Here is a 24,087-nt window from a genome sequence, read left to right on the forward strand (position 1 = left end):
GCTCCACCGCCCGCTCCACCGCCCGCACCACTCGCTCACGGAGATCCATCGAGCACGGTTTACCCATCCAGGCTGGCCTCCTCCCAGCCAGCATGGTGAATCACATTCCCTCGCCCCTGGGAATCCCCTTCCGATTCTAACCAACCTCATTCCGCTCTAACCTCCCGGGGCTTCGGCGGCCCGTTCCAGCGTCTGGATGTGCCGGCCCAGCAGCGCGGCGGCCTGGTCGACGGCGCCGCGCCGCAGCGCATCCAGGATCTGCCGGTGATCGTGGTTCGAGCGCGGCTGCCAGCCGGCCGAGCGCGTCGCCGCGAAGGCGAAGCGCGAATTGGCCAACTGCAGCTCCGCCAGCATCGCCAGCAGGCGGGGCATGCGACAAGCCACGACCAGTTCCCGGTGGAAGCTGCGATTGGCCGCCTCCCATTCGGCGAAGGACTGCGCCCGGTCGCCCGCCGCGACAGCCTCGTCGATCCGCTCGATCTGCAGCGGAGTCAGCCGGCGGGCGGCGTGGCGCAGCGCCAGAACCTCCAGCGCCGCCCGGATCTCGACCACCTCGCGCATCGATCGTTCGTCCAGCGGCGCCACGCGCATGCCGCGCCGCGGCGCGCTGACCGCCAAGCCCTGCGCCTGCAGGCGCTGGAAGGCCTCGCGCACCGGCACATGGCTCGACCCGAACTCATGGGCGATGTGGTCCTGGCGCAGCGGCGCGTCCGGCGCCAGCTCGCCGGTCACGATCCGCTCGGCCAGCACATCGGCGATCCGGTCGGCGACGGTCTGCGGGGCCGGATCAGGCTTTGGCATTCTGAATCATAGATTATCTACCGAATTAACCGATGCATCCGCCGGATAGCATCCCTAGACTCGACTGAGTCGCAACGATCGTAGATTAAATTTAAAAATTATCTATGATCTTGAGGAGTCAGGTGATGCATTCTCCCTTCGAAACACCGGTATCCACACCCGTCCTGGCCGGCTGGCGTATCCCCGCGGCCATCATCGGCGGCAGCCTGCTGATGGCGCTCAGCGCCCAGATCACGATCCCGTTCTGGCCGGTGCCGATGACCATGCAGGTCTGCGCCACCTTCCTTCTCGCCGGCCTGGCCGGCGGCCGGCTGGCGGCGGCGATGGTCGTGGCCTATCTGGTCGAGGCGACGATCGGCCTGCCGGTCCTGGCCGGCGGCAGCGGCGGCATCGCGCCACTGGTCGGCCCGACCGGCGGCTATCTCGCCGGCTTCGCCGTCGCTGCCTTCCTCGCCGGCGAGTGGATCCGGCGCCGCCCGGGCGGGCTGGTCGGCACCGTCGTGCCGATGCTGGCCGGGCTGGGCGTGATCTATGCCCTCGGCTGCCTCTGGCTGGCGCAGTTCACCGGCTGGTCGGCGGTGATCGCCGCCGGCGTCGCGCCCTTCCTGCTCGGCGACGCGCTGAAGGTGCTGCTGGCTGCCGCGGTGACCGTCGCCCTGCGCCGCCTGCGGAGGGCTGCGTGACGACGGCTGACGCTGTCTCCGGTTCCAGGCCCATCGTCCGGTTCGACTGGATTCGGGCCGAGGCCGAGGCGCTGTACGGCCTGCCGCTTCCGGAGCTGCTGCACCGGGCCCAGCTGGTGCATCGCGAGAGCTTCGACCCGGCGGAGGTCGAGACCGCCAGCCTGCTCAGCATCAAGACCGGCGGCTGCCCGGAGGATTGCGGCTACTGCTCGCAGAGCGCCCGCTGGGACACCGGGGTCAAGGCCACGCGGCTGATGGATCCCGGCGCGGTGGTGGACCGGGCGGCCCAGGCCAAGGCCGCCGGGGCCGGGCGCTTCTGCATGGGCGCGGCCTGGCGCAGCCCGAAGGACCGGGACCTCGACCCGGTCTGCGAGATGGTGGCGGGAGTCAAGGCGCTGGGGATGTCGACCTGCGTCACCCTCGGCATGCTGACCCGGCCGCAGGCCGACCGGCTGAAGGCGGCGGGGCTCGACTATTACAGCCACAATGTCGACACCTCGCCGGAATTCTACGGCCGGATCATCACCACCCGCACCCTGCAGGACCGGCTGGAGACGCTGGAGCATGTGCGCGCCGCCGGCATCAAGGTGTGCTGCGGCGGCATCGTCGGCATGGGCGAGACGGTCGATGACCGGCTGGGCATGCTGCTGCTGCTGGCCGGGATGGACCCGCATCCGGAAAGCGTGCCGCTGAACCTGTGGAACGAGGTGGCGGGGACGCCGGTGATGGCGACGGCGGAGAAGCCCGACCCGATCGGCTTCGTCCGGCTGGTCGCGGTGGCGCGGATCCTGCTGCCGCGCAGCGTGGTCCGCCTCTCCGCCGGCCGGCAATATATGAGCGACGAGCTGCAGGCCTTGTGCTTCCTGGCCGGCGCCAATTCGATCTTCCTCGGCGACGTGCTGCTGACCACGGCCAATCCCGGGGTCGATCGCGACGCGCGGCTGCTGGACAAGCTCGGGCTCAGGGTCGTGACCGGCGGGCTGGCGCCGGCCGCGGTGTGAGGGCTATCGCGGCCACTCCGCCATCGGCTGGGCGGATTCGACGATGTGGACGCCGAGCTCCGCCCAGCGGCCGAACGCCTCCTCGGCCTGCGCGGTGAAGTCGAGGGCCGGAACCGGCCGGCCTTCGGCATCCAGCGCCACCACCGCCGACATGCAGTCGCGCAGGACATACACCTTGCCCGGCAGGGCCGGGTCGAGCGCCCTCATCCGGCCCAGCAGGTCGTTCACCGACCAGCGCACGCAATGGCTTGAGGCCTGGCCGGCGACGACGATCCGGTCGGCCCGCAGCAGCTCCAGCAGCGCCGCGTCGTCCTGCGGCGTCACCAGCCGCCCGCCATCCCAGCGGTCCGGCACCTCGGGCCCGAAGGCGGAATAGCTCTCGCTCCAGGGATCGTCGCCCTTGATGATCACGGGCGTCGGCACGCCGCGCAGCAGGGCGTGGAACAGCCGCGCCTCCTGCACCAGCCCCGGCATCGCGTGCCCCTCCGACCCGATCAGGCAGTGGTCTGGCCAGATGATCAGCGCATTGCGGCCCTGCCGCGCCAGGCTGCGGGCGTAATGCAGCAGCTGCCGCTCGACCCAGGCCGGCCCCTCTGCCGCCACATCGGCGGGCAGCAGGCCCATGACGCCGGGGCTCGGCCTGACGGCGCCGTCGGCCAGCATCGCCTCGGTGATCACCGTGAACGGGGCCGGCGGGCGGCCGTCGGCGCCGATCCAGAACGACCGGTGGAAGATCTGCAGCGGCGTGTGGGTGTCGAAGGTCGGGACGATCCGGTCGATGGCGCCCAGGTTGCGGTGGATGAAGGCGGCGATCCGCGCGGTGTCCTCGACCGCGCCGCGCCCGGACCGGCCGCCGACATACAGCGCGCCCTGCGGCAGGCAGAAATCGCGCTGCAGGTCGATCAGCAGCAGGTCGGTGCGGCCGCCTCCGGCCGGCCCGATCGCGCCATGCCAGCTTTCGGCCGTGGCGCGCAGGGCATCGATGTCGGGCCGATACGACCAGTCCCCGGCCCGGGCCGGATCGAAGAAGGCCGGAAGCTCCATCGTCGCGCTCATGCCGGCCTCCATTCCATGCGCCCGCGACAGACTAGGCAGCGGGGCAGGGCGATGGAAAGTCCGTCCGTCCATCCCTGAATCGTCGGGGGTTGCTGCCATGGCGCCCGTTTCAGCACGCTTGATGCCAACAGCGGACGTGGAGATCGGCCCGGATCCGGCACGCCGACAGGGGCGTCCGCGTCCTCAAACCTTCCGTCCAGGAGACCTCGATGGCGAGATTCGAAGGCGACGACAACGACAACCAGCTCCCGCCGCCCGGCCAGAGCAATGCGGGCGACGACATCATGTATGGCCGCGGCGGCGACGACCACACCGATGGCGGCAGCGGCAACGACTATGTGGTCGGCGGGGCGGGCGGCGACACGCTGATCGGCGGGGCCGGCATCGACACCATCAGCTACTGGGATGCCAGCGGCGCCGGCGTGGTGATCAACCTGACCACGATGAAGGCCTCCGGGGTCGGATCGGAGGCCCAGGGCGACATCATCTCCGGCTTCGAGAACATCGAGGGCGTGAACCACGACCAGGGCCACGACATCCTCACCGGCTCGGCCGTCGCCAACCGGATCGACGGCATGGGCGGCAATGACCGGATCGACGGCATGGGCGGGGACGACACGCTCTACGGCGGCACGGGCAATGACGTGATCGCCGGCGGCAGCGGCAACGACTACCTCGAGGATCTCGACCAGGACAACCAGCTCTCCGGCGGCGACGGCAATGACCGGATCGTCACGGGAACCGGGAACAACACGCTTGACGGGGGAGCCGGCAACGACGTGCTCGACGCCGACCCCGGCTCCTACCGCGAGGATGAGGTCAATGTCCTGCGCGGCGGCGCCGGCGCGGACCGGATCATCGGCTCCTTCGCCAGGAACGATACCGCGACCTATTCCGAGGGTACGGCCGGCGTCGCCATCAACCTGACCGCCGGCACGGCCAGCGGCGGCAACGCCCAGGGCGACGTGCTGACCGGCATCGAGCATCTGGTCGGTTCGGCCGGAAACGACCGGCTGACCGGGGATGCCGGGGCCAATGCGCTGGCCGGCGGCACCGGCAACGACGTGCTTTCCGGCATGGACGGCGCCGACCGGCTCGACGGCGGCGCCGGGGCGGATGTGCTGACCGGCGATTTCGGCACCGACACGCTGATCGGTGGCGCCGGCGACGACACCGTCGACGGCGGCCTCAGCAATGACAGCCTATCGGGCGGCGACGGCAACGACATCCTGCGCGGGGGCGCCGGCGCGGACCGGCTGGATGGCGGGGCGAGCGTCGATACGGTCAGCTATGCCGAGAGCAGTGCCGGGGTCACCGTCAACCTGGCGACCGGCAAGGGCAGCGGCGGCAACGCCCAGGGCGATGTTTATATCGGGGTCGAGAACGCCAACGGCTCGACCGGGGCGGATGCGATCATCGGCAATGCCGGCGCCAATGCGCTGCGCGGCATGGCCGGGGCGGACACGCTGACCGGCGGGGCAGGGGCCGACCGCTTCGTCTTCGGCGCGGCGGCCGAATCGGTCGGCGCGGCCCGCGACATCATCACCGATTTCAGCCATGCCCAGGGGGACAGGATCGACCTGACCCTGATCGACGCCAACACCAAGGTGGCCGGTGACCAGGCCTTCCACTTCATCGGCACCCACGCCTTCAGCGGCGTGGCCGGGGAACTGCGCGCGACCGTGGTCGGCGGCTACACCTATGTCGATGGCGACGTGAACGGCGACAAGGTGATCGACCTGCACATCGCCCTGGCCAACCATCCGGCGCTGGTCGCCGGGGACTTAGTGCTCTGACCGGGCCGGACGCGCCGGTCGGACCGATGTCCGCCGCCGGCGCGTCCGGATCGCTTACTGGAACAGGCTGGAGACCGACTTTTCCTCGGCGATGCGCAGGATCGCCTCGGCCATCAGCGGCGCGATGGTCAGCTGGCGGACATTGTGGCTCAACCGCACCGCCTCGGTGGCCAGGATGCTGTCGGTCGTCACCATCTCCTTGATCGGCGAGGCGCCGACGCGGGCCACAGCACCACCGGACAGCACGCCGTGGCTGATATAGGCGAAGACCTCGGCTGCGCCGCGTTCCATCAGGGCGACGGCGGCGTTGCACAGCGTGCCGGCGCTGTCGGCGATGTCGTCGATCAGGATGCAGCGGCGGCCGTCGATGTCGCCGATCACGTTCATCACCTCGGACACGCCGGCGCGTTCGCGCCGCTTGTCGATGATGGCCAGGTCGGCGTCCAGGCGCTGCGAGATATGGCGGGCGCGCACCACGCCGCCGACATCGGGCGAGACCATGACGAGGTTGTCGCTGGAGAAGCGGCTGCGGATGTCCTTCACGAACACCGGCGCGGCCACCAGGTTGTCCAGCGGGATGTCGAAGAAGCCCTGGATCTGGCCGGCATGCAGGTCGAGGGTCAACACCCGGTCGGCGCCGGCGCGGGTGATCAGGTTGGCGACCAGCTTGGCCGAGATCGGCGTGCGCGAGCCGGTCTTGCGATCCTGCCGGGCATAGCCGAAATAGGGCATCACGGCGGTGATCCGGCGGGCCGAGCCGCGGCGCAGCGCGTCGATGGTGACCAGCATCTCCATCAGGTTGTCATTGGCCGGGAAGCTGGTCGGCTGGATCACGAAGACGTCCTCGCCGCGGACATTCTCCAGGATCTCGACGAAGACCTCCATATCGGCGAAGCGCCGGATCTGGGCCTTGGTCAGCGGAATTTGCAAATAGGCGGCGATCGCCTCGCAGAGCGGGCGATTGCTGTTGCAGGCGATGATTTTCATGGGGGCGGCTCGGTGGTCTCGGGCGGTGGCCGGGGCCGGATGCGGCTGCGTATATCCCGCGCGCATCGGGGTGTAAACGGACTAAACGCAACCCTGTCCCGAAATTGTCACATCATCATCAAGACGCAGCCGCCCAGCAGCGCCACGATGATGAACAGGAACAGGGTGATCAGGTGCGGCATCGGTCTCAGCTCGTCAGCACGATCGCCGAGATCTGGCGGCCGTAATCCGGCTCCTTGCGCAGCGTGGTGCGGCGATAGCTGAAGAACTGCTCCTCGCCCGCCAGCGTGTCCAGCCCGGTGACGGTGACCTGCCGCAAGCCGGCGCGGCGCAGCCGCGCGGCGACATAGCCCGGCAGGTCGAAATGCGGCCGCGCCCCGGCGCCGGGGATGCGGAAGAAGCCGGCGCTGTCCGGGTCCTCGGCCAGGAAGCGGTCGCGGAACTCCGGCCCCACCTCGTAGCTGTCCGGGCCGATGCAGGGGCCGACCACGGCCGTGATCCGCTCCGGCACCGCGCCCAGCGCCCGCATCGCTGCGATGGTGGCATCGGTGACGCCGCCCAGCGCCCCCTTCCAGCCGGCATGGGCGGCGCCGACCACCCCGGCCTCGGCATCGGCGAACAGGATCGGGGCGCAATCGGCGGTCAGGATGCCCAGCGCCAGGCCGGGCCGGTCGGTGACCATGGCGTCGGCCCGCGGCGCGGTCTCCGGCGTCCACGCTTCGGTGACGGTCACGACATCGGGGCTGTGCACCTGGTGGACGGTCAGCAGCGTCTCGGCGGGCCCGAGCTCGCGCCGGCAGCGGTCGCGGTTCTCGGCCACCGCGTCGCGCCGGTCGCCGGAGCCGAAGCCGCAGTTGCGCGAGGCGAAGATGCCCTCGCTGACGCCGCCGGTGCGCGGGAAGAAGCCATGGCCGAGGCCGGGCAGGGCAAGGGCGTCGACGGTGATCACGGGGCGGGCTCCGGCCGGTGCGGACACAGACGGAATAGCATCGCCGCGGCGGTCACGGGAACCCCGCCGGCGCGCCGAGGCCGGGCGCGGTCAGGGCCAAAGCCTTGAACAGCGTGCCCATCTGCTCCGCCCCGGCCAGCCGCTCCACCGCGGCGTCGATCTCCGCGGCGCGGGCCGGGGCGGCCTGCTTCAGCTGCGCCGCGCGGGGGCGCAGGCCCAGCGCCTCCAGGAACGCGCCCTGCGTCACCGGACCATGCGCCTCGGCGCCGGCTTCGACGGCGGCCTTGGCCAGGGCCTGGAAGTCGACATGGGCGGTCAGGTCGGCCTCGCCCGGTGCCTCCAGCGGGTCGGCGAAGGCGTGGCGCCGCACCGCCTGGAAGCTGTCGCCGGGCCCGCTCTCGGCCGGGCCGTAATCGACGACCAGCGCCGCTCCGCCCTGCCGCGCCAGGCGCTGGCCGAGGAAGCCGGCATGCGACAGCCCGGCCGGGCAGGCCTCGGCGATCGACCCCTCCGGCATGTCCCGCACCGATGCCGGGATCAGCGCCAGCCCCGGATCGGCGCGGGACGACAGCTCCCAGCGCAGCCGGCCGGCCGCATCGTCCCAGCCGACCAGCCGCTCGTGCCAGCCCTTGGCGCCGCGCTGCCATTGCCGGATCGGCAGGGCGTCGAAGAACTCGTTGGCGATCACCAGCGCCGGGCCGTCCGGCAGGTCCGCCAGCCGGTCCAGCCAGATGGGCGAGGCATCCGCCAGCCGTGCCGCCTGGGCCGCGCGCAGGGCGGGGCTGGTCTCGACCAGATGCAGCCGCAGCGCGGCGCGGAAGCCGGGGGCGGCGCGGCCGATGGCGCGCAGCGCGTCCTGCATCAGCGTGCCGCGGCCGGGGCCCAGCTCGACCAGCAGCACCGGGTCCGGCGCGCCCATGCGCTGCCACAGATCGGCGCACCACAGCCCGACCAGCTCGCCGAACACCTGGCTGATCTCCGGCGCGGTGGTGAAGTCGCCGGCCGCGCCCAGGGGATTCTGCTTGATGTAGTAGCCGTGCCGCGGATGGCCCAGCGCCTCGGCCATGTACTGCGCCACCGTCAGCGGCCCGTCGACGGCGATGCGGCGGCGCAGCAGGTCGAGCAGCCCCGTCACGCGGCTGGCGAGGAGGTGGTCGGCGCAGCGGCCGGGGCAGGGGGCTGCATCGCCGGGCGGCGGGCGGCCCACCACACGACGGCCAGTCCGATCAGCACCATCGGGATCGACAGCTGCTGGCCGCGGGTGAACCAGTCGGTGCCCATCAGATAGCCCAGCTGGGCGTCCGGCTCGCGCACGAACTCGACCAGGAAGCGCGACACGCCGTACCAGGCAATGAAGGCGCCCAGCACGATGCCGGGCTTCGACCGGATGCGCGCGCTGGCGGCCAGCGGCAGCAGGATCAGGAACAGCACCAGCCCTTCCAGCCCGGCCTCGTACAGCTGGCTGGGATGGCGCGGCAGCGACCCGCCATTGGGGAAGACGATGCCCCAGGGCGCGTCGGTGACGCGGCCCCACAGCTCGCCATTCACGAAATTGGCGATGCGGCCGAAGAACAGCCCGATCGGCGCGGCGGCGGCCACCACGTCGCCCAGCAGCAGGGGCGAGAAGCCGCGGCTGCGCGCGAACAGGATGATCGCGACGCTGACGCCGAGAAAGCCGCCATGGAAGGACATGCCGCCGTGCCAGATCTCGAAGATCGACACCGGGTCCGCCAGGTATTCGTCGAGGTTGTAGAACAGGACATAGCCGAGCCGGCCGCCCAGGATGGTGCCGACCACCGCCCAGGTCAGGAAGTCGTCCAGCGCCAGCCGGTCGGGCGGCAGCGCGGTGCGGCGGGTCAGCCACAGCGCGTAGCGCCAGCCCAGGATGAAGCCGGCGATGTAGGCGAGCGCGTACCAGCGGATCGCGATGGGACCGATCTGCAGGGCGACCGGATCGAACCAATCCATCTCTGTTCCCGTTCCGGGGGGCGAAGCGTGCCCTTATAGGCGCGCGGTCCAGCGTGTTGCAACGCGGGGGACCGGCCGCCATATTCCAGACGATGATGTTCATTTGGGAATGCCGCCTGCGATGCCCTTCGACACCAAGCTGATCGACGATCTGGTCCGCGTCGCGACCGGAGCCTTCGGTGCCGTCGCCGGCGTGCGCGAGGAGGCGAGGACCCGCCTGCGCGAGCAGTTCGAGCATGTGCTGTCGCGGCTCGACGTGGTGACCCGCGAGGAGTTCGAGATCGTCCGCGCCCTGGCCCAGCGGGCCCGTGAGGAGCAGGAGTTGCTGGCCGCCCGGGTCGCGGCGTTGGAGGCGGCGGCCCAGCCGGCAAAGCGTGTGGCCTCGGCGCAGCCGGCAAAGCGCGCGGCTGCCCCGGCGGCTGCGACCGCGAAGACGGAGGGCCGGCCCGCCCGCAAGGCCAAGGCCGCTCCGGCTGCGCCCAAGGGCCGCAGGTCCCGGGCCAAGGTGGACTGAATTTCGTCACAAATCATCCACAACTTTTATCGTGACGGCGGAGCATATCGGTTGCGCCCAACAAGCCCTTGTGCGACCGTTGTCTTGGAAAGGCTGTAATGGGTAACACCACTACACATTGGGTATTGGCCACGTATGGGGCGCATAGATGTGCCCCGCCGCGGAACGGGAGCGGAGGATCATGACCACGGCGTCCCAGACCTTCGAGGAATCCGCCTTCACCCAAAACCCCCTCGACACGCTCGAGGAAATCATCGGTGCCAATGACTGGAGCTTCGAGCGCGCCAGCAACGAGGAGATGCTGGCCGAGGTCGCCGGCCGGTGGTGCAGCTATCGCCTGTTCTTCTTCTGGCAGGAGGAGATCAGCGCCATGCAGTTCTCCTGCCAGTTCGACCTGAAGGTGCCGGAGAAGAAGCGCCGCGACGTGGCGGAACTGCTCGGCATCATCAACGAGCGGATGTGGCTCGGCCATTTCGACGTCGACTCGGAGGAGCTGACGCCGATGTTCCGGCACACGACGCTGCTGCGCGGCGCCCAGGCGGCCAGCCAGGAGCAGCTGGAGGACCTGGTCGACATCGCGCTGACCGAGTGCGAGCGCTTCTACCCGGCCTTCCAGTTCATCCTCTGGGGCGGCAAGAGCGCCAGCGAGGCGGTGTCCGCCGCGATCCTGGACACCGTCGGCGAAGCCTGACGCGCTTCGGCCGATGCGGCCCTGACGGCAGGCCCGGCCTCGCGAGAGGCCGGGCTTTTTCGTGCCCGCGGGGCCGTCCGGTGTGACGGTCAATGGGCGGGACGAGCATGAGGATCGGCCGACGGCCATTGGCGCGGGGACGCCAGTTCCGGATCGCGGTCGACCTCCGAGAATCGTCCGCATTTTTCTGAAAGGGCCGGACTTTTCTGAAATACCCGGCCCCGGGAGATGTGCCTCTTTGCACAGGCCGGAGTGACGGGGCGTTGGCTTGGCCGGACAGGCATTCGCCGTGCCCGACGCATCGGGGCAGATCCCGGTTCCGGCCAAAGCCAGGATCAATCGATGACCTAGAAAGACCGCCACGATGGCGCCGAGCGGGCCGGGCGCCGGTACGGCACGGCAGGCCCGAACATCGTCCGACGGCGTGGCCCCGGGGCGCGTCCCGGAAGCGACGCTGCATGCCCGGCTTCGGAACGCATCATGCCCAGCCTCCCCGCTTCACGGCCCTTCGACGGCAGCCCCGGATCCTGGCCGCGGCCTGATCCCCTGCCGCGGCGAAAGGCCGAAGGGCGACGGAACGGCTACAATCTCCTCGACGTCATTCCCCAGCCCGCGGGGCCGCGAATCGCGACGCCGCGGGGCGGCGCGTTCCATTCGATCCGCCCGCCGGGATCGCAGACCTTCCTGGCGCAGGATCATTGCGTCGGGATCATGCTGGCCCCGGCGCCCCGCTTCCGGGCGACGCTCGGCAGCGACAGGCCCCAGATCTACGACGCGCCGACCGGGGCGATCGCCATCGCCCCGGCGAATGTGGACAGCACCCTGGTCTGGCCGACCAGCCGGGAGAACGCGATCATCGCGATCACGCCGGAGAGCCTGCAGGAGCTTGCCGCACTGGAGTTCGACGCCGCCGATGTGGAGCTGCAGCCGCCGCCCTTCGGCGCCATCGATCCCTGGGCGCTGCGCATCGCCCAGATGCTGAAGGCGGAGCTGAACCAGCGCGAGGTGCCGAACGAGCTGTATGTCGATTCGCTGATCACCATCTTCGCCATCCACATGCTGCGCCACTATTCGGGGGTGCGAACGCCGCCTCCGACCGTCCAGGGCGGGCTGTCCCGTCACAGCGCCGGGCGGGTGCAGGATTTCCTGGCCGACAACTTCTCGCGCAAGCTTTCGGTGGCGGAGCTGGCGGCGATCGCCGGCCTGCCGCCACGCCGTTTCATCCAGGCCTTCACCAGGACCTTCGGCGAGCCGCCGCACCGCCATATCGTCGGCCTGCGGCTGTCCTTCGCCGAGAAGCTTCTGGTCCAGGGCGAGCTGACGATCGCGGAGGTTGCCTATCTCAGCGGCTTTTCCAGCCAGAGCTACCTGACGACCGCGATGCGGACCGTGCGCCAGACGACACCGAGGGCGATCCGGGGAGGTCGGTGACAGGCCGGCGCGACGACGGCCACGTGCCCTCCCCACGGAAACGTGCTACCCCGGCACCGGGATGATCGCCGGGAGACCACCATGCCCAAGATCGACATCGCCGCCGTGCCCGGCCGCAAGGGCTCGGGCTATCCGCCGCCCTTCGATGCCCCCTGCGCCGACCGCATCCGGCAGCGGCTGGGCAATGCCGGCGGGCTGACCGATTTCGGCGTCAACCTGATGCGCCTGCCGCCGGGCGGCTGGTCCAGCCAGCGCCACTGGCATTCGGACGAGGACGAGCTGGTCTACGTGCTCGAGGGCGAGCTGGTGCTGATCGAGGAGGACGGCGAGACCGTGCTGCGCGCCGGCGACTGCGCCGCCTTCCCGAAGAACTCCGGCAACGGCCACCACATGATCAACCGCTCCGGCGCCGTGGCGGTATATCTCGAGATCGGCTCGCGCTCGCCCGACGACGTGATCACCTGCTCCGACATCGACATGATGAGCCCCAGCCGCGACGGCCGGTTCCTGCACAAGGACGGCACGCCCTACTGATCCGGAGGTGACGATGGCCGAAATCCTGCTGTTCCATCACGCCCAGGGGCTGACCCCGGGGCTGCGCGCCTTCGCCGATGAATTGCGCGCCGCCGGCCACACCGTGCACGCGCCCGACCTGTTCGACGGCCGCACCTTCGGCAGCATCGACGAGGGTATGGCCTATATCCAGCAAGCCGGGTTCGACGAGCTGCGGGAGCGCGGGGTGCGCATCGCCGACGGCCTGCCGCAAGGGCTGGTCTATGCCGGCTTCTCCTTCGGCGTGCTGCCGGCGCAGAAGCTGGCCCAGACCCGGCCGGGGGCGCGCGGGGCGCTGCTGTTCTACTCCTGCATCCCGATCAGCGGCGACTGGGCCTTCGGGCCGTGGCCGCAGGGCGTGCCGGTGCAGATCCACGGCATGGACGCCGACCCGGTCTTCGTCGGCGAGGGCGACGTCGACGCCGCCCGCGAGATCGTGGCCACGGTGCCGGACGCCGAACTGTTCCTGTATCCGGGCGACCAGCATTATTTCGCCGACAGCTCGCTGCCCTCCTACGACGCGGCGGCGACGGCGCTGCTGACCCGGCGGGTGCTGGCGTTCCTCGACCGGGTCTGAGCGCTGCCGGCCATTGTGCTCCGGATCCGATCAATCGGATCTGCACAATCTATTTGTCGGATTTAACCGGACATTCCATTCTGGTTGCGATCCACCGGCGCGGCAGGCGGCCGGGTTTCCTGTTCGCATTGCTCTCCAGACGGCGGCGGCTCCCGGCAAGGCGCGGGCGCCCGGCCTCGACCATTCCGACGGGAGGAAGACCATGGAGTATCGCAAGCTCGGCAACAGCGGCGCCGTCGTCACCGCCTGGTGCCTCGGCACCATGACCTTCGGCAAGGAGTCCGACGAGACCACGTCCTTCGCGCTGATGGACGACTATGTCGAGGCCGGCGGCAACTTCCTCGACACCGCCGACGTCTACAGCGCCGGGGTGTCGGAGGAGATCATCGGCCGCTGGCTGAAGGGCCGGCCGGGCATCGCCCAGAGCCTGGTGATCGCCAGCAAGGGCCGCTTCCCGATGGGGCAGGGGCCGAACGACCTGGGCCTGTCGCGCAAGCATCTCGGGGCGGCGCTCGACGCCTCGCTGCGGCGCCTGGGTGTCGAGCAGATCGACCTCTACCAGATGCACGCCTGGGACGCGCTGACGCCGCTGGAGGAGACGCTGCGCTTCCTCGACGATGCGGTGCGCAACGGCAAGATCGCCTATTACGGCTTCTCCAACTTCCTCGGCTGGCAGCTGACCAAGGCGGTGTGGCTGGCGAAGGCGAACGGCTATGCCCCGCCGGTGACGCTGCAGCCGCAATACAACCTGCTGGTCCGCGACATCGAGCACGAGATCGTGCCGGCCTGCCGCGACGCCGGGATCGGGCTGCTGCCATGGTCGCCCCTGGGCGGCGGCTGGCTGTCGGGCAAGTACCGGCGCGACCAGGCTCCGACCGGCGCCACCCGGCTGGGCGAGAATCCCCAGCGCGGCATGGAGGCCTATGACGCCCGCAACGCCAAGGCGGCGACCTGGGCGGTGATCGGCGCGGTCGAGGACATCGCCAGGGCGCGGGGCATCAGCATGGCGCAGGTGGCGCTGGCCTGGGTGGCGGCGCAGCCGGCGGTGACCTCGGTGATCCTCGGCGCCCGCACCCGCGCGCAGCTGGCCGACAATCTCGGCGCGGCACAGCTGGTGCTGACCGCGGACGAGATCGCGACGCTCGACGCAGCCAGCAAGCCGCAGATGGCGGAATATCCCTACGGCACCGGCGGCATCAACCAGCGCAACCGCAGGATCGAGGGCGGCCGGTGACCGGCGGTCCGGTTACTTGCCGAGCGTGACGCTCTGGGCCAGCAGCTGGTTGCGGATCTCGACATGCGGGAAGCCGACCACGGTGACCCGGCGGCCGCTGGCGAGCTTGCCGTTCTGGTCCGGGGGCACCACCACGGTCCAGGCCTCGGTCGGGGTCTGCAGGCGGAACGAGGTGACGCCGTCGCGATGGGCGACGCCGCCGATCCGGCCGGTCACGGTGATCGGGGTGTTGGTCGCATACTCGCGCGCGTCGGTGGGCGCCGTGCCGCCCGCCACGGCGGACACGGCGGGATGGCGCGGATCGGGCGCCACCGCCGACCGGCGCGGCTCATGCACCTGGGTGCCCGGCGGCACCGGATAGGGCATCGCCTTCTCCGGCACGGTCGTGGGGGCGGGCGTCACGGGGGTCTGGATCACGGTCTGAGCCCAGGCCGGGGAGGCGGCCACCAGGCCGGCGAGAAGGACGGCGCTGGCCGCGCGGGTGAGGGTGAGCATGGTTCGCGCTCCGGGTTCGGCGCCGGGCAAGGCCGGCGGCACGGCATGTGTGTCCCAGTCTCCGGCAGCGCCAGGGGCCGCGCACCTTAAGAATTGCAAATGTTCCGTCCAGGTTCCGCTTCGCTTCCGCGAAGGACCTTGCGCCGGCCGGCCGCGGCGCCATGATGGCGCGTCTCGATGGAACGGGGAGCGACAGGTGTCGGATCTGCTGCTGGTCGGCTGCGGCCGGATGGGAAGCGCGCTGGTGAAGGGCTGGCTGGCGGGGAACGCCGCCGACCGGATCTGGGCGGTCGAGCCGGCGGAGCTCGGCCTCGCCGACGCCCGCCTGCATCATGTCCGCGACGCCGCTGGGCTGCCGGCCGAGCTGGCGCCCGAGGTCGTGGTGCTGGCGGTGAAGCCGCAGATGATGCCCGAGGCGCTGCCGGCCTATCGCCGCATCGCCCGGCCCGGCACGCTGTTCCTGTCGATCGCCGCCGGCCGCACTTTGGCCTATCTGGAACAGGGGCTGGGGGAGGAGGCCGCGGTGGTCCGCGCCATGCCGAACACGCCCGCGGCGATCGGCCAGGGCATCTCGGTGCTGGTGGCGAATGCCGCGGTCACGCCGGCGCAGCGCAAGCGGGCCGAGGCGCTGATGCAGGCCGCCGGCCAGACCGCCTGGATCGAGGACGACGCGCTGATGAACGCCGTCACCGGCGTCTCCGGCAGCGGCCCGGCCTATGTCTTCTACCTGATCGAGACCCTGGCCGAGGCCGGCCGTGCCGCCGGGCTGCCGGCCGATCTCGCCATGCAGCTGGCGCGGCAGACCGTGGTCGGCGCCGGCGCCCTGGCCGGGGCGGCGACCGAGACGCCGGCCGAGCTGCGCATCGCCGTGACCAGCCCGAAGGGCACCACCCAGGCGGCGCTCGACGTGCTGATGGCGCCCGACGGGCTGCAGCCGCTGATGACCCGGGCAGTCGCGGCGGCGACGCAGCGCGGCCGGGAACTGGCGTAATGGCCAGCAGCAGCGAGCGCGTCGCCGCGGCGCTGGCGGCGGCGGGGCACGAGCCCGAGATCCGGGTGTTCGACGCCTCGACCCGCACCTCGGCCGATGCCGCCGCGGCGATCGGCTGCACGGTGGCGCAGATCGCCAAGTCGCTGGTGTTCCGCGCCCGCGGCAGCAACCGGCCGGTGCTGGTGATCGCCAGCGGCGTCAACCGCGTGGATGAGACGGCAGTGGCCGCGGCGCTGGCCGGGCGCATCGATGGCTTGAGGATCGAGCGCGCCGATGCCGGCTTCGTGCGCGACGCCACCGGCTTCGCCATCGGCGGCGTCGCCCCGGTCGGCCACGCCACGCCGCCGCATGTGGTGATCGACCGCGACCTGCTGGCGCTGCCGCGGATCTGGGCGGCGGCCGGCACCCCCAACTCGGTCTTCGCCCTGACCCCGGACCAGCTGGTGGCGCTGACCGGCGGCGTGGTCGCGGATATCGCGAAGCGCGCGCCGTGATCGGCCACCTGTCCCTCGGTGTCTACGACCTGGACCGTGCTGTCCGCTTCTATGATGCGGTGCTGGCGCCGGTCGGCATGGTCCGGGTCTGGGCCGACGACACCGCCGCCGGCTACGGCCCGCCCGGCGGCAACGACAAGCTCGCCCTGAAGCGGCAGAAGCAGCCGGTGGTGCCGCCCGGGCCCGGCTTCCACCTGGCCTTCAACGCGCCGACGCGCGAGGCGGTCGACCGCTTCCACGCCGCCGCCCTGGCCCAGGGCGGGCGCGATGCCGGGGCGCCCGGGCTGCGGCCGCATTACGGGCCCAGCTACTACGCCGCCTTCGTCTTCGACCCGGACGGCCACAAGCTGGAAGCCGTCTGCCAATAGCAAGCGAAGCGCGGCGGCTTGACTTGCGTCCCGACGCAACGCTACGACAAGCCCATGGCGACGATCATCACCCTGAAGCGCACCACCAAGACGACCGCTGCGGCGGGCGTTCTCTGGCGCGCGCGGTGACGGCCGCGACATAGCACCGGAGGCCCCGCCGAGGACGGACGGGGCCCAACGGTGCAGCCATCGTCCCTCCCGGTTCGCACAGGAAGGACGACATCATGTTTTCATCCCCCGATCTCCAGGACGCGCCGCGCGGCGTGCGCTCGCCCGAACCCGTCATTGCCATCGTCGGGGCCACCGGCGCCGTCGGCATCGAGCTGCTGCGCTGCCTGGAGGCGCGGCGCTTTCCGGCCGGATCCGTGCGGCTGCTGGCCTCCGCCCGCTCGGTCGGGCGCAGCCTCCCGTTCCGCGGCCGCGACCTGGCGGTGGAGGAGCTGACCGAGGCCAGCTTCGCCGGCATCGACATCGCCCTGTTCTCGGCCGGGGCCGGCATCTCCCGCCGCTTCGCCCCCGCGGCGGTGGCGGCCGGGGCGGTGGTGGTCGACAACTCCTCGGCCTTCCGCATGCGGCCGGAGGTGCCGCTGGTGGTACCGGAGGTGAACGCCGCCACCCTGGAAGGCCATTCCGGCATCATCGCCAACCCGAACTGCGTCGCCGCGATCATGACCGTCGCCCTGGCGCCGCTGCACCGGGCCCATCCGCTGCGACGGGTCACGGCGGCGACCTACCAGTCCGCCTCCGGCGCCGGCGCCGCGGCGATGGAGGAGCTGCGGCAGTCCACCGCCGCCCATCTGCGCGGCGAGGCCTTCGCGCCCCAGGTGCTGCCGCACCCCTATGCGTTCAACCTGTTCAGCCACAACGCCGATATCGACCCGGAGAGCGGCTACAATGGCGAGGAGCTGAAGGCGATCGCCGAGAGCCGCCGCATCCTCGGCGCTCCGGAGCTGCCGATCGGCATCACCTGCATCCGCGTGCCGGTGCTGCGTGCCCATTCGATCGCGCTGACGGTCATGTTCGACAGCGTGGTGACGCCGGAGGAGGCGAGGGGCCTGCTGGCGGAGGCACCCGGCCTGCGCCTGGTCGACGACCGCGTCGCCAACCACTTCCCGATGCCGTCCGAGGCCAGCGGCCGGGACGAGGTGCTGGTCGGCCGCATCCGCACCGATCTCGGCGACCCGACCGGCCGGTCCTTGTCGCTGTTCGTCTCCGGCGACCAGCTGCTGAAGGGCGCCGAGCTCAACGCGATCCAGATCCTGGAGCATCTGCGATCCTAGGCCGCTGAGCCGCTGCCGGCTCGCATTCGCGCCGATTTGCGCTAGATTGGAACCCGATCGCGCCCGCCTCCGGCGGGCGCTCGGGGCCGCGAGGCCGATGGCGCGAAGGGCCGGGACCATGGCGAAGAAGGCCGATATTGCGAACCACATCGTCACCACCGCGGTCGACCTGGCGGCGGAGAAGGGGTGGCGCGCCCTGACCCTGTCCGACGTCGCCCAGGCGGCGCGGGTGCCGATGTCGGCGCTGTACCGCCACTGCCCGGCCAAGCCGGACCTGCTGGCCGGGTTCAGCCGGATGATCGACCAGGCCGCCCTGTCCGAGGGGCTGCCGGGCGAGGATGAAAGCCCGCGTGACCGGCTGTTCGACCTGATGATGCGCCGCTTCGACGTGCTGTCGGGCCACCGTGCCGGGATCAAGGCGATCCTGCGCGACCTGCGGCTGGACCCGCTGACCGCCCTCCTGCAGGCGCGGCAGCTGGAGCTGTCGATGCGGTGGACGCTGCAATCCGCCGGCATCTCGACCTCCGGCCTGCTGGGCCGGGCGCGGGTGCGGGCGCTGTGTCTGATCTACGGCCTGGTGCTGCGGGTGTGGGAACAGGATGATTCGCCGGACCTCGACCGCACCATGAAGGCGCTGGACCAGCGGCTGCGCCAAGCCGAGCAGTGGGAGCAGACCTTCGGCCGCGGCCGGGGCGAGCGCCGGGCCGAACCGCCGGCCGAGCCCGCCGCCCAGGCGGGGCAGGAGCCCACGGTTCACTAGATGACAGCTTTGCTGCAATGCACAATTTTCTTTTGCGTTGCAGCGTGAATGTGTAAGCTGCCGCATTCTTGTGCAATCAGGAGTTGGCCATGAGCAAGGTGCCGCCGGTCTGGGATGTCGACTTCACCAAGCTGCTGGGCGAGTTCAAGGTGCCGGGCGTCGACCTCGACGCCGTGCTGCAGGCCCAGCGCAAGAACATCGAGGCGCTGACCGCCGCCAACCGCACCGCGGCCGAGGGCGTGCAGGCCTTCGCCCGCCGCCAGGGCGAGATCATCCGCCAGAACCTGGCCGAGCTGCAGGCCCAGTTCACCAACGCCGTCTCCACCGGCGCGCCGGAGGAGAAGCTGGCCAAGCAGACCGAGCTGGCCAAGGTCACCTTCGAGAAGGCGATCGCCGACATGAAGGAGCTGGCCGAGCTCCTGGCCAAGTCGAACACCGAGGCCGCCGAGATCGTCAGCAAGCGCGTCAGCGCCAGCTTCGACGAGCTGAAGGGCGTGCTGAAGGCCCCGACGACCAAGCGCTGATCCCGGCGCCGGCGTCGTGAGATCGCGAAGGCCGCTTCCGGGCGGCCTTCTTGCCATCCAGGCGCCGGCGCGGCAGGGTGCGCGCCGGTTCGCGGAGGAAAGAATGACGATCAGCTACGACGATTTCGCCAAGGTCGACATCCGGGTCGGCACCATCGTGGCGGTGGAGCCGTATCCGGAGGCGCGCAAGCCGGCCTACAAGCTGACCGTCGACCTGGGGCTCGAGATCGGCCTGAAGCGCAGCTCTGCCCAGCTGACCGTGCACTACACGCCCGAGACGCTGCTGGGCCGCCAGGTGGCGGCGGTGGTGAACTTCCCGCCGAAGCAGATCGGCCGCTTCATCTCCGAGATCCTGGTGCTGGGCTTCCCCGACGCCGAGGGCAATGTCGTACTGGCCGCGATCGAGCGCGCGGTGCCGAATGGCGGGCGGCTGTACTAGGGTTCAAACCCGATCAGCGCGTCGAGGCGGCAGAAGCCGGCGAAACCATTCATGCTGAGATCAGCGTCCTCCTGCGCGAGGCCGACCCGGAGCCGTCCGCTCCCTGACGCTTTAGCCGCCGCCTATCTTTAATTCCGGCTCCTCGGCGCAAATCGCGGCGAGAAAATCGATGAACTGCCGCACTCGGGAGGGCATGCGCCGTCCGGCAGCGGTCACTGCGTTGATCGGAAAGGGCGGCGGCGCATGCCGGTCCAGAATTCGGACAACCTCGCCGGAGGCCAGCACATCCGTGAACAGCCAACTCGCATGGTGGGCGATGCCGAGGCCCGCGAGAACCGCGCCGCGGACATGCTCGGCGTCATTCGTGCGGAACGCTCCCCCACCGTCGACCGTGACCTGCCGGCCGTCGACGTGGAAACCCCACCCGATGATATCCCCCTGGTGGACATAGCTGATACGCTGGTGGGTGCGCAGTTCGTCCAACGTTTGCGGCGTGCCGTGCCGGGCGAGATAGCCGGCGGAGGCCGAGGTTATCATCCGCATGTCGCCGATGCGCCGGGCGACGAGTGCTGAATCCGAAAGCCGACCGATACGGATTGCGACGTCCATTCCCTCCTCGATGAGGTCGACGTGCCGTCCGGAGACTTCCATCTCGATCGCGACGTCGGGGAAGCGGGTCCTGAAATCCGGTAGCCGAGGGATGACGAACATCCTCCCGAAGGCTGGCGAGAGGGTCACGCGGACCAGCCCGGAAGGGGCCGACTGCCCCTCGAGGACTCTCTCTTCGATGAAGTCGAGATCCTGGAGGATGCGGACGGTGGCCTCGTAATAGTCCTGTCCCGCAGGCGTCACGGCAAGAGCACGGGAATTTCTCGCGAGGAGTTGTATTCCGAGCCGCGCTTCAAGCGCAGCGAGCTGTTTGCTGACCGTCGGCTGGCTGACGTTCAGGTCTCGCGCTGCCTGGGAGAAGCTTCCGCTTTCGACGACGCGCACGAACATCCGCATCGCGTCCAGCTTATCCATCACTTTTATTCCGCACCACAATGGAAGGCATAGCCGTTTCCGACCTTTGATGAGTGAGTCATGACCCACACGCGCGATCAATCCATGAATTCCAGAACGGAATAGATAGCATTCGTCAAGCGTGGATACCATTCGCAAAGGGAATATGAGAATCGTCGTTCGACCGCCCGGCCTCGAACCGAAAGGAACAGTTATGGCAATCAAGATCTATGGTGATGCGGGCTCGGGCAGCTTGCGTCGCGTCACCACCGCTGCGAAGATCATGGGCATTGAGCTCGAACGCGTCAAAGTTGACCTGTTCAAAGGCGAGAGCCAGACCGATGAGTTCAAATCGCGCCTCAATCCCAACGGTTTGACACCGGTTCTGGAGGATGGCGGCACCATTCTCTATGAGGCCTCAGCGATCAATCTGTACTTGGCCGGCAAGGTGGATTCGCCGCTGGTCGGAACGACGCAGGAGGAGCGCTTCCAGGTCCTTCAGTGGATGTTCTGGTCGGGCGAACAATGGCGCACCTTCACCACCACCATTTTCGATGAGCGCGTCGGCAAGACGGTCATGGGATTACCGAAGGACGAGTCCCTCATCGCGTTTGCCGAGGGCAAGATTCGCGCCGCGGCGAAGGTGCTCGACCAGCATCTTGAAGGCCGCAAGTTCATGGTTGGCAATGCATTGACCTTTGCCGACATAGATATTGCGGCGCCCTTCTCTCAGGTCGATCGCGCGAAGTTTCCGTTCAAGGAATACCCAAACCTGATCGCCTGGCATGACAACCTTCTCCAGTCGTTCCCAGCATGGGCGGAGACGAAGGCTGAGGTCGACAACCGTATGGAAAGCTTCCTGGCGAGCGTCGGCGTGACGCTATGATTTCCGGCCTTCCTGTCTGGCCAGCGCGCGTATGAAGATGGCATGCTGGCTGGAAGCGCGACGATCTTGTCAGTGGCGCCCGTAGGCCCGTAAATCCGCGACACGCGGCGGCATGCCGACCGGCGCGCCGGAAGGGCGCGCCGGGAGGGCGGTCAGACCTGGGCCTTCGTCTGCTCGATCGTCTGCGAAGTGTGTGGGCCAATCTCCTAGGGCACGGGTCCCGGGCTGCTGCGCCCCAGGCGCGGTTCCGTCCCCGCCAGCAGCCGCCGGATGTTGGCGTGATGGCGCGCCATCACGTAGAGGCCGCCCGCGATCACCAGCAGGCGATAGGGCAGCGGCTGCTCCAGGGCGCAGGCCAGGGCGATCGCGGTCAGCGCCGCCAGCATCGAGCCCAGAGAGACGATCCGGAAGACCGCCAGCGCCGCGCCGAACACCGCCGCGGCCCCCAGGCCCACGGGCCAGGATATCGCCAGCAGCACGCCCAGCCCCGTCGCGGCGGATTTGCCGCCCCTGAAGTTCAGCCAGACCGGGCGGGCGTGCCCCACCAGCACCGCAAGCCCGGCCAGGCAGACGGCCCAGGGCGCCCAGGCTTGCGGATCGGACGCCGGCGGCGCGGCGGACGGCCAGGTCGAGAGCCAGGCCCAGACCCAGCGGGCGACGACGATCGCCGCCGCGCCTTTCAGCACATCGACCAGCAGCACCGCCAGCGCCGGTCCCTTCCCCAGGGTGCGCAGCACATTCGTGGCTCCGGTGGATCGGGAGCCATGCTCGCGGATGTCGATGCCCCTGAGCAGCCTCCCCGCCAGGTAGCCGGTGGGGATGGAGCCGAGGAGATAGGCGATCCCCAATCCGGCCACGCCCGCGATCCAGAACACCATCGGAGTCCCCTGCTGCTGCCCCGAACGCCGGGGCCGGCAGCCGTCCTCCTGGCACCTCCCGCGCCGCCCGGCAAGCGCCGGTTGACGGGACGGGGCGTCCCTTCCATCATCGTCGCGATCGCAGGATCAGCCATACCCTCCACGTGACTGGCGAGACGGGGAGCACCCCGAGGGAGCGTGGAGGACCGTTTCGATGCCGCTCGCCTGGGCAGCCTTCCTTGGAAGCTGGTCGGGCGATTCATGTCCAGGCATCGCAACGGAGCAACCCCATGGAATACCAGCACCAGCCCGACCCGGCCGAGCCCGACCTGCGCAGCCGCCTGGCCGAAGCCGATCCGGAGGCCGCCGCGATCCTCGAGCGCGAGGAGCGCCGGCAGCAGCAGGGCCTGACCCTGATCGCGTCGGAGAACCATGCCTTCCCTGAACTGCGGCCGCTGATCGGCTCGGTCTTCGCCGACAAATACGCCGAGGGCCAGCCGCGCCGCCGCTACTATGGCGGCAACCTGCATGCCGACGAGATCGAGGAGCTGGCCCAGGGCCGGGCCAAGGCCCTGTTCGGGGCCGAGCACGCCAATGTCCAGCCGCTATCCGGGTCGCCGATGAACCAGGCGGTGTATTTCGGCCTGCTCGCCCCGGGCGACACCATCCTGGCGATGGACTTGTCGCATGGCGGCCACCTGACCCATGGCGCCCCGGTCTCGGCCATGGGCCGGATCTTCCGCTTCGTCCGCTACGGCACCGTGGCCGGCGGCGGCTTCGATTTCGATGCCATCCGCGAAACCGCGCGGCGCGAGCGGCCGAAGCTGCTGATCACCGGCTTCTCCTCCTACCCGCGCGACATCGACTACGCCGCCTTCAAGGCGATCGCCGACGAGGTCGGGGCCATCACCATGGCCGATGTCTCGCATATCGGCGGGCTGATCGCCGGCAAGGCGCTGCCCAATCCGTTGGCGGCCGGCTTCGACGTCGTCACCACCACCACGCACAAGACCCTGCGCGGGCCGCGCGGCGGGCTGATCCTGTGCCGCGAGCCGTTCCGCCGCGCGATCGACCAGGCGGTGTTCCCCGGCCTGCAGGGCGGCCCGCATATGGACCAGGTGGCGGCCCTGGCCACCGCGCTGCACCTGGCGGCGCAGGAGGAGTTCCAGGCCTATGCCCGCCGCGTCCTGGACAACGCCAAGGCCCTGGCCGCGGCGCTGCAGGGGCGGGGCGCGCAGCTGGTGACCGGCGGCACCGACAACCACCTGCTGGTGGTGGACGTCGCATCCAGCTTCGGCATCGACGGCGACGAGGCGCAGCAGCGTCTGGACCGCGTCGGGCTGGTGTCGAACAAGCAGGTGGTGCCGGACGACACGCGGCCGCCGCTGCGCCCGTCAGGGCTGCGGCTGGGGACGCCGGCGGTGACCACGCGGGGGATGCGCGAGGGGCAGATGACGGCCTTGGCCGACCTGATCGTGGATGCTGTCACCGGCGCCCGGCCGGAGCCGGCTTTGGCGAATGCGGTGCGGGATTTCGCGAGACGGTTCCCGATCCCGGGGTGATCTGAAAAGAGGAAGGGGCGGGGTTCAAGCCAACGAGTTGAGTGGCGGGCTCCCCAACCGAGTCCCCCCTCCCCTCGCGGGAGGGGGTTAGGGGGAGGGGGTTGTCGACCGAAGGGGGCGTCGGCTCCTGCGGCACGAACCCCCTCCCCAACCCCCTCCCCCTTGTGTGTTGAAGATCTGCGAGGATGG

27 protein-coding genes and 1 riboswitch are annotated in these 24,087 nt (G+C 70.1%); of the genes, 18 read left to right on the forward strand and 9 right to left on the reverse strand.

Features of this window, described 5'->3' with window-relative positions:
• Positions 1 to 156: 156 nt before the first annotated feature.
• Positions 157 to 801 carry a GntR family transcriptional regulator gene (locus BWR60_RS30055; RefSeq protein WP_088155968.1) on the reverse strand — a complete coding sequence of 215 codons (645 nt, stop codon included), beginning with the start codon at positions 799 to 801 and terminating at the stop codon, positions 157 to 159.
• Positions 802 to 926: 125 nt separating this feature from the next.
• Here BWR60_RS30055 and BWR60_RS30060 point away from each other — a divergent pair, with 125 nt between their 5' ends.
• Positions 927 to 1,484 carry a biotin transporter BioY gene (locus BWR60_RS30060; protein WP_179222009.1) on the forward strand — a complete coding sequence of 186 codons (558 nt, stop codon included), beginning with the start codon at positions 927 to 929 and terminating at the stop codon, positions 1,482 to 1,484.
• Positions 1,481 to 2,485, forward strand: a complete 1,005-nt coding sequence (gene bioB / locus BWR60_RS30065) for a biotin synthase BioB (RefSeq protein WP_088155972.1) — start codon at positions 1,481 to 1,483, stop codon at positions 2,483 to 2,485. Before BWR60_RS30060 ends, bioB begins: the two co-directional genes overlap by 4 nt.
• A gap of 3 nt (positions 2,486 to 2,488) precedes the next feature.
• Here bioB and BWR60_RS30070 read toward each other — a convergent pair whose 3' ends face one another.
• Entirely contained in the window at positions 2,489 to 3,541 is a 1,053-nt protein-coding gene (locus tag BWR60_RS30070; protein WP_218823749.1) for a hypothetical protein, read from the reverse strand.
• Positions 3,542 to 3,750: 209 nt separating this feature from the next.
• Here BWR60_RS30070 and BWR60_RS30075 point away from each other — a divergent pair, with 209 nt between their 5' ends.
• Positions 3,751 to 5,337 (forward strand): calcium-binding protein, encoded by a 1,587-nt coding sequence (locus BWR60_RS30075; protein WP_088155974.1) that lies wholly within the window; start codon positions 3,751 to 3,753, stop codon positions 5,335 to 5,337.
• A gap of 54 nt (positions 5,338 to 5,391) precedes the next feature.
• On the opposite strand, the gene BWR60_RS30080 is transcribed toward BWR60_RS30075, so the two are convergent.
• The 4 genes from BWR60_RS30080 to lgt form a co-directional block, all read right to left on the reverse strand.
• Positions 5,392 to 6,324, reverse strand: coding sequence for a ribose-phosphate pyrophosphokinase (locus BWR60_RS30080; protein ID WP_088155976.1), 933 nt, complete (start codon positions 6,322 to 6,324; stop codon positions 5,392 to 5,394).
• Between the two features lie 187 nt (positions 6,325 to 6,511).
• Positions 6,512 to 7,273, reverse strand: coding sequence for a peptidoglycan editing factor PgeF (gene pgeF, locus BWR60_RS30085; protein WP_088155978.1), 762 nt, complete (start codon positions 7,271 to 7,273; stop codon positions 6,512 to 6,514).
• 52 nt (positions 7,274 to 7,325) lie between these two features.
• Positions 7,326 to 8,408, reverse strand: coding sequence for a class I SAM-dependent methyltransferase (locus BWR60_RS30090; protein WP_230983225.1), 1,083 nt, complete (start codon positions 8,406 to 8,408; stop codon positions 7,326 to 7,328).
• Complete coding sequence (gene lgt, locus BWR60_RS30095; RefSeq protein WP_088155980.1) at positions 8,405 to 9,241, reverse strand: prolipoprotein diacylglyceryl transferase; 837 nt, start codon at positions 9,239 to 9,241, stop codon at positions 8,405 to 8,407. Before lgt ends, BWR60_RS30090 begins: the two co-directional genes overlap by 4 nt.
• A 121-nt stretch (positions 9,242 to 9,362) precedes the next feature.
• Here lgt and BWR60_RS30100 point away from each other — a divergent pair, with 121 nt between their 5' ends.
• The 6 genes from BWR60_RS30100 (at position 9,363) to BWR60_RS30125 (ending at position 14,240) form a co-directional block, all read left to right on the forward strand.
• A complete protein-coding gene (locus tag BWR60_RS30100) occupies positions 9,363 to 9,755 on the forward strand; it encodes an accessory factor UbiK family protein (protein WP_088155982.1) in 393 nt (130 codons plus the stop codon).
• Between the two features lie 181 nt (positions 9,756 to 9,936).
• A complete protein-coding gene (locus BWR60_RS30105; protein ID WP_034844611.1) occupies positions 9,937 to 10,446 on the forward strand; it encodes a YbjN domain-containing protein in 510 nt (169 codons plus the stop codon).
• Between the two features lie 480 nt (positions 10,447 to 10,926).
• Positions 10,927 to 11,877, forward strand: a complete 951-nt coding sequence (locus tag BWR60_RS30110; RefSeq protein WP_088155984.1) for a helix-turn-helix domain-containing protein — start codon at positions 10,927 to 10,929, stop codon at positions 11,875 to 11,877.
• Between the two features lie 81 nt (positions 11,878 to 11,958).
• The gene (locus BWR60_RS30115) at positions 11,959 to 12,411 is read left to right on the forward strand and encodes a cupin domain-containing protein (protein ID WP_088155986.1); all 453 of its coding nucleotides are present in this window, start codon (positions 11,959 to 11,961) and stop codon (positions 12,409 to 12,411) included.
• Positions 12,412 to 12,424: 13 nt separating this feature from the next.
• Positions 12,425 to 13,006, forward strand: coding sequence for a dienelactone hydrolase family protein (locus BWR60_RS30120; protein ID WP_088155988.1), 582 nt, complete (start codon positions 12,425 to 12,427; stop codon positions 13,004 to 13,006).
• Between the two features lie 202 nt (positions 13,007 to 13,208).
• On the forward strand, positions 13,209 to 14,240 hold the full coding sequence (locus BWR60_RS30125; protein WP_088155990.1) for an aldo/keto reductase: 1,032 nt from the start codon (positions 13,209 to 13,211) through the stop codon (positions 14,238 to 14,240).
• Positions 14,241 to 14,252: 12 nt separating this feature from the next.
• Here the strand turns inward: BWR60_RS30125 and BWR60_RS30130 are convergent, their stop codons facing one another.
• Positions 14,253 to 14,735, reverse strand: coding sequence for a hypothetical protein (locus BWR60_RS30130; RefSeq protein ID WP_088155992.1), 483 nt, complete (start codon positions 14,733 to 14,735; stop codon positions 14,253 to 14,255).
• Between the two features lie 196 nt (positions 14,736 to 14,931).
• Between BWR60_RS30130 and proC the strand changes: the two genes are divergently transcribed.
• The 7 genes from proC (at position 14,932) to BWR60_RS30165 (ending at position 19,591) form a co-directional block, all read left to right on the forward strand.
• Positions 14,932 to 15,726, forward strand: a complete 795-nt coding sequence (gene proC, locus BWR60_RS30135; RefSeq protein WP_275542409.1) for a pyrroline-5-carboxylate reductase — start codon at positions 14,932 to 14,934, stop codon at positions 15,724 to 15,726.
• Positions 15,726 to 16,220: a YbaK/EbsC family protein gene (locus BWR60_RS30140; protein ID WP_088155996.1), complete on the forward strand. Its 495-nt coding sequence runs from the start codon at positions 15,726 to 15,728 to the stop codon at positions 16,218 to 16,220. Before proC ends, BWR60_RS30140 begins: the two co-directional genes overlap by 1 nt.
• Positions 16,217 to 16,588, forward strand: a complete 372-nt coding sequence (locus BWR60_RS30145; RefSeq protein WP_088155997.1) for a VOC family protein — start codon at positions 16,217 to 16,219, stop codon at positions 16,586 to 16,588. The genes BWR60_RS30140 and BWR60_RS30145 overlap by 4 nt, the downstream gene beginning before the upstream one ends.
• Before the next feature lie 224 nt (positions 16,589 to 16,812).
• Entirely contained in the window at positions 16,813 to 17,868 is a 1,056-nt protein-coding gene (locus tag BWR60_RS30150; RefSeq protein ID WP_088155999.1) for an aspartate-semialdehyde dehydrogenase, read from the forward strand.
• A 118-nt stretch (positions 17,869 to 17,986) separates the two neighbouring features.
• Positions 17,987 to 18,628 carry a TetR/AcrR family transcriptional regulator gene (locus BWR60_RS30155; RefSeq protein ID WP_052120321.1) on the forward strand — a complete coding sequence of 214 codons (642 nt, stop codon included), beginning with the start codon at positions 17,987 to 17,989 and terminating at the stop codon, positions 18,626 to 18,628.
• An 89-nt stretch (positions 18,629 to 18,717) separates the two neighbouring features.
• Positions 18,718 to 19,152 (forward strand): phasin family protein, encoded by a 435-nt coding sequence (locus BWR60_RS30160; RefSeq protein ID WP_088156001.1) that lies wholly within the window; start codon positions 18,718 to 18,720, stop codon positions 19,150 to 19,152.
• A 103-nt stretch (positions 19,153 to 19,255) separates the two neighbouring features.
• Positions 19,256 to 19,591: a tRNA-binding protein gene (locus BWR60_RS30165; RefSeq protein WP_088156003.1), complete on the forward strand. Its 336-nt coding sequence runs from the start codon at positions 19,256 to 19,258 to the stop codon at positions 19,589 to 19,591.
• 111 nt (positions 19,592 to 19,702) lie between these two features.
• On the opposite strand, the gene BWR60_RS30170 is transcribed toward BWR60_RS30165, so the two are convergent.
• Complete coding sequence (locus tag BWR60_RS30170) at positions 19,703 to 20,614, reverse strand: LysR family transcriptional regulator (protein WP_179222010.1); 912 nt, start codon at positions 20,612 to 20,614, stop codon at positions 19,703 to 19,705.
• Between the two features lie 193 nt (positions 20,615 to 20,807).
• Here BWR60_RS30170 and BWR60_RS30175 point away from each other — a divergent pair, with 193 nt between their 5' ends.
• Positions 20,808 to 21,479: a glutathione S-transferase family protein gene (locus BWR60_RS30175; protein WP_088156007.1), complete on the forward strand. Its 672-nt coding sequence runs from the start codon at positions 20,808 to 20,810 to the stop codon at positions 21,477 to 21,479.
• A 206-nt stretch (positions 21,480 to 21,685) separates the two neighbouring features.
• On the opposite strand, the gene plsY is transcribed toward BWR60_RS30175, so the two are convergent.
• Positions 21,686 to 22,357 carry a glycerol-3-phosphate 1-O-acyltransferase PlsY gene (plsY, locus tag BWR60_RS30180; RefSeq protein WP_088156009.1) on the reverse strand — a complete coding sequence of 224 codons (672 nt, stop codon included), beginning with the start codon at positions 22,355 to 22,357 and terminating at the stop codon, positions 21,686 to 21,688.
• 133 nt (positions 22,358 to 22,490) lie between these two features.
• A riboswitch (ZMP/ZTP riboswitch) is annotated at positions 22,491 to 22,574 on the forward strand.
• Positions 22,575 to 22,626: 52 nt separating this feature from the next.
• Here plsY and glyA point away from each other — a divergent pair.
• Positions 22,627 to 23,898: a serine hydroxymethyltransferase gene (gene glyA, locus BWR60_RS30185; RefSeq protein ID WP_088156011.1), complete on the forward strand. Its 1,272-nt coding sequence runs from the start codon at positions 22,627 to 22,629 to the stop codon at positions 23,896 to 23,898.
• The last annotated feature ends 189 nt before the right edge of the window (positions 23,899 to 24,087 follow it).

The sequence above is a fragment of the Inquilinus limosus genome (assembly GCF_002195995.1).
In the GTDB taxonomy this organism is placed as follows: Bacteria; Pseudomonadota; Alphaproteobacteria; order DSM-16000; family Inquilinaceae; genus Inquilinus; species Inquilinus limosus_C.

What these genes read in the sequence shown, in the direction of transcription:
- BWR60_RS30170 (WP_179222010.1), bottom strand. Translation starts at nt 20,614, where the DNA reads ATGGATAAGCTGGACGCGATGCGGATGTTCGTGCGCGTCGTCGAAAGC.
- BWR60_RS30070 (WP_218823749.1), bottom strand. Translation starts at nt 3,541, where the DNA reads ATGAGCGCGACGATGGAGCTTCCGGCCTTCTTCGATCCGGCCCGGGCC.
- BWR60_RS30125 (WP_088155990.1), top strand. Translation starts at nt 13,209, where the DNA reads ATGGAGTATCGCAAGCTCGGCAACAGCGGCGCCGTCGTCACCGCCTGG.
- BWR60_RS30105 (WP_034844611.1), top strand. Translation starts at nt 9,937, where the DNA reads ATGACCACGGCGTCCCAGACCTTCGAGGAATCCGCCTTCACCCAAAAC.
- BWR60_RS30055 (WP_088155968.1), bottom strand. Translation starts at nt 801, where the DNA reads ATGCCAAAGCCTGATCCGGCCCCGCAGACCGTCGCCGACCGGATCGCC.
- BWR60_RS30110 (WP_088155984.1), top strand. Translation starts at nt 10,927, where the DNA reads ATGCCCAGCCTCCCCGCTTCACGGCCCTTCGACGGCAGCCCCGGATCC.
- glyA (WP_088156011.1), top strand. Translation starts at nt 22,627, where the DNA reads ATGGAATACCAGCACCAGCCCGACCCGGCCGAGCCCGACCTGCGCAGC.
- plsY (WP_088156009.1), bottom strand. Translation starts at nt 22,357, where the DNA reads ATGGTGTTCTGGATCGCGGGCGTGGCCGGATTGGGGATCGCCTATCTC.
- BWR60_RS30130 (WP_088155992.1), bottom strand. Translation starts at nt 14,735, where the DNA reads ATGCTCACCCTCACCCGCGCGGCCAGCGCCGTCCTTCTCGCCGGCCTG.
- BWR60_RS30155 (WP_052120321.1), top strand. Translation starts at nt 17,987, where the DNA reads ATGGCGAAGAAGGCCGATATTGCGAACCACATCGTCACCACCGCGGTC.
- BWR60_RS30080 (WP_088155976.1), bottom strand. Translation starts at nt 6,324, where the DNA reads ATGAAAATCATCGCCTGCAACAGCAATCGCCCGCTCTGCGAGGCGATC.
- BWR60_RS30115 (WP_088155986.1), top strand. Translation starts at nt 11,959, where the DNA reads ATGCCCAAGATCGACATCGCCGCCGTGCCCGGCCGCAAGGGCTCGGGC.
- BWR60_RS30175 (WP_088156007.1), top strand. Translation starts at nt 20,808, where the DNA reads ATGGCAATCAAGATCTATGGTGATGCGGGCTCGGGCAGCTTGCGTCGC.
- BWR60_RS30150 (WP_088155999.1), top strand. Translation starts at nt 16,813, where the DNA reads ATGTTTTCATCCCCCGATCTCCAGGACGCGCCGCGCGGCGTGCGCTCG.
- BWR60_RS30160 (WP_088156001.1), top strand. Translation starts at nt 18,718, where the DNA reads ATGAGCAAGGTGCCGCCGGTCTGGGATGTCGACTTCACCAAGCTGCTG.
- BWR60_RS30060 (WP_179222009.1), top strand. Translation starts at nt 927, where the DNA reads ATGCATTCTCCCTTCGAAACACCGGTATCCACACCCGTCCTGGCCGGC.
- BWR60_RS30075 (WP_088155974.1), top strand. Translation starts at nt 3,751, where the DNA reads ATGGCGAGATTCGAAGGCGACGACAACGACAACCAGCTCCCGCCGCCC.
- BWR60_RS30120 (WP_088155988.1), top strand. Translation starts at nt 12,425, where the DNA reads ATGGCCGAAATCCTGCTGTTCCATCACGCCCAGGGGCTGACCCCGGGG.
- lgt (WP_088155980.1), bottom strand. Translation starts at nt 9,241, where the DNA reads ATGGATTGGTTCGATCCGGTCGCCCTGCAGATCGGTCCCATCGCGATC.
- BWR60_RS30140 (WP_088155996.1), top strand. Translation starts at nt 15,726, where the DNA reads ATGGCCAGCAGCAGCGAGCGCGTCGCCGCGGCGCTGGCGGCGGCGGGG.
- BWR60_RS30100 (WP_088155982.1), top strand. Translation starts at nt 9,363, where the DNA reads ATGCCCTTCGACACCAAGCTGATCGACGATCTGGTCCGCGTCGCGACC.
- BWR60_RS30165 (WP_088156003.1), top strand. Translation starts at nt 19,256, where the DNA reads ATGACGATCAGCTACGACGATTTCGCCAAGGTCGACATCCGGGTCGGC.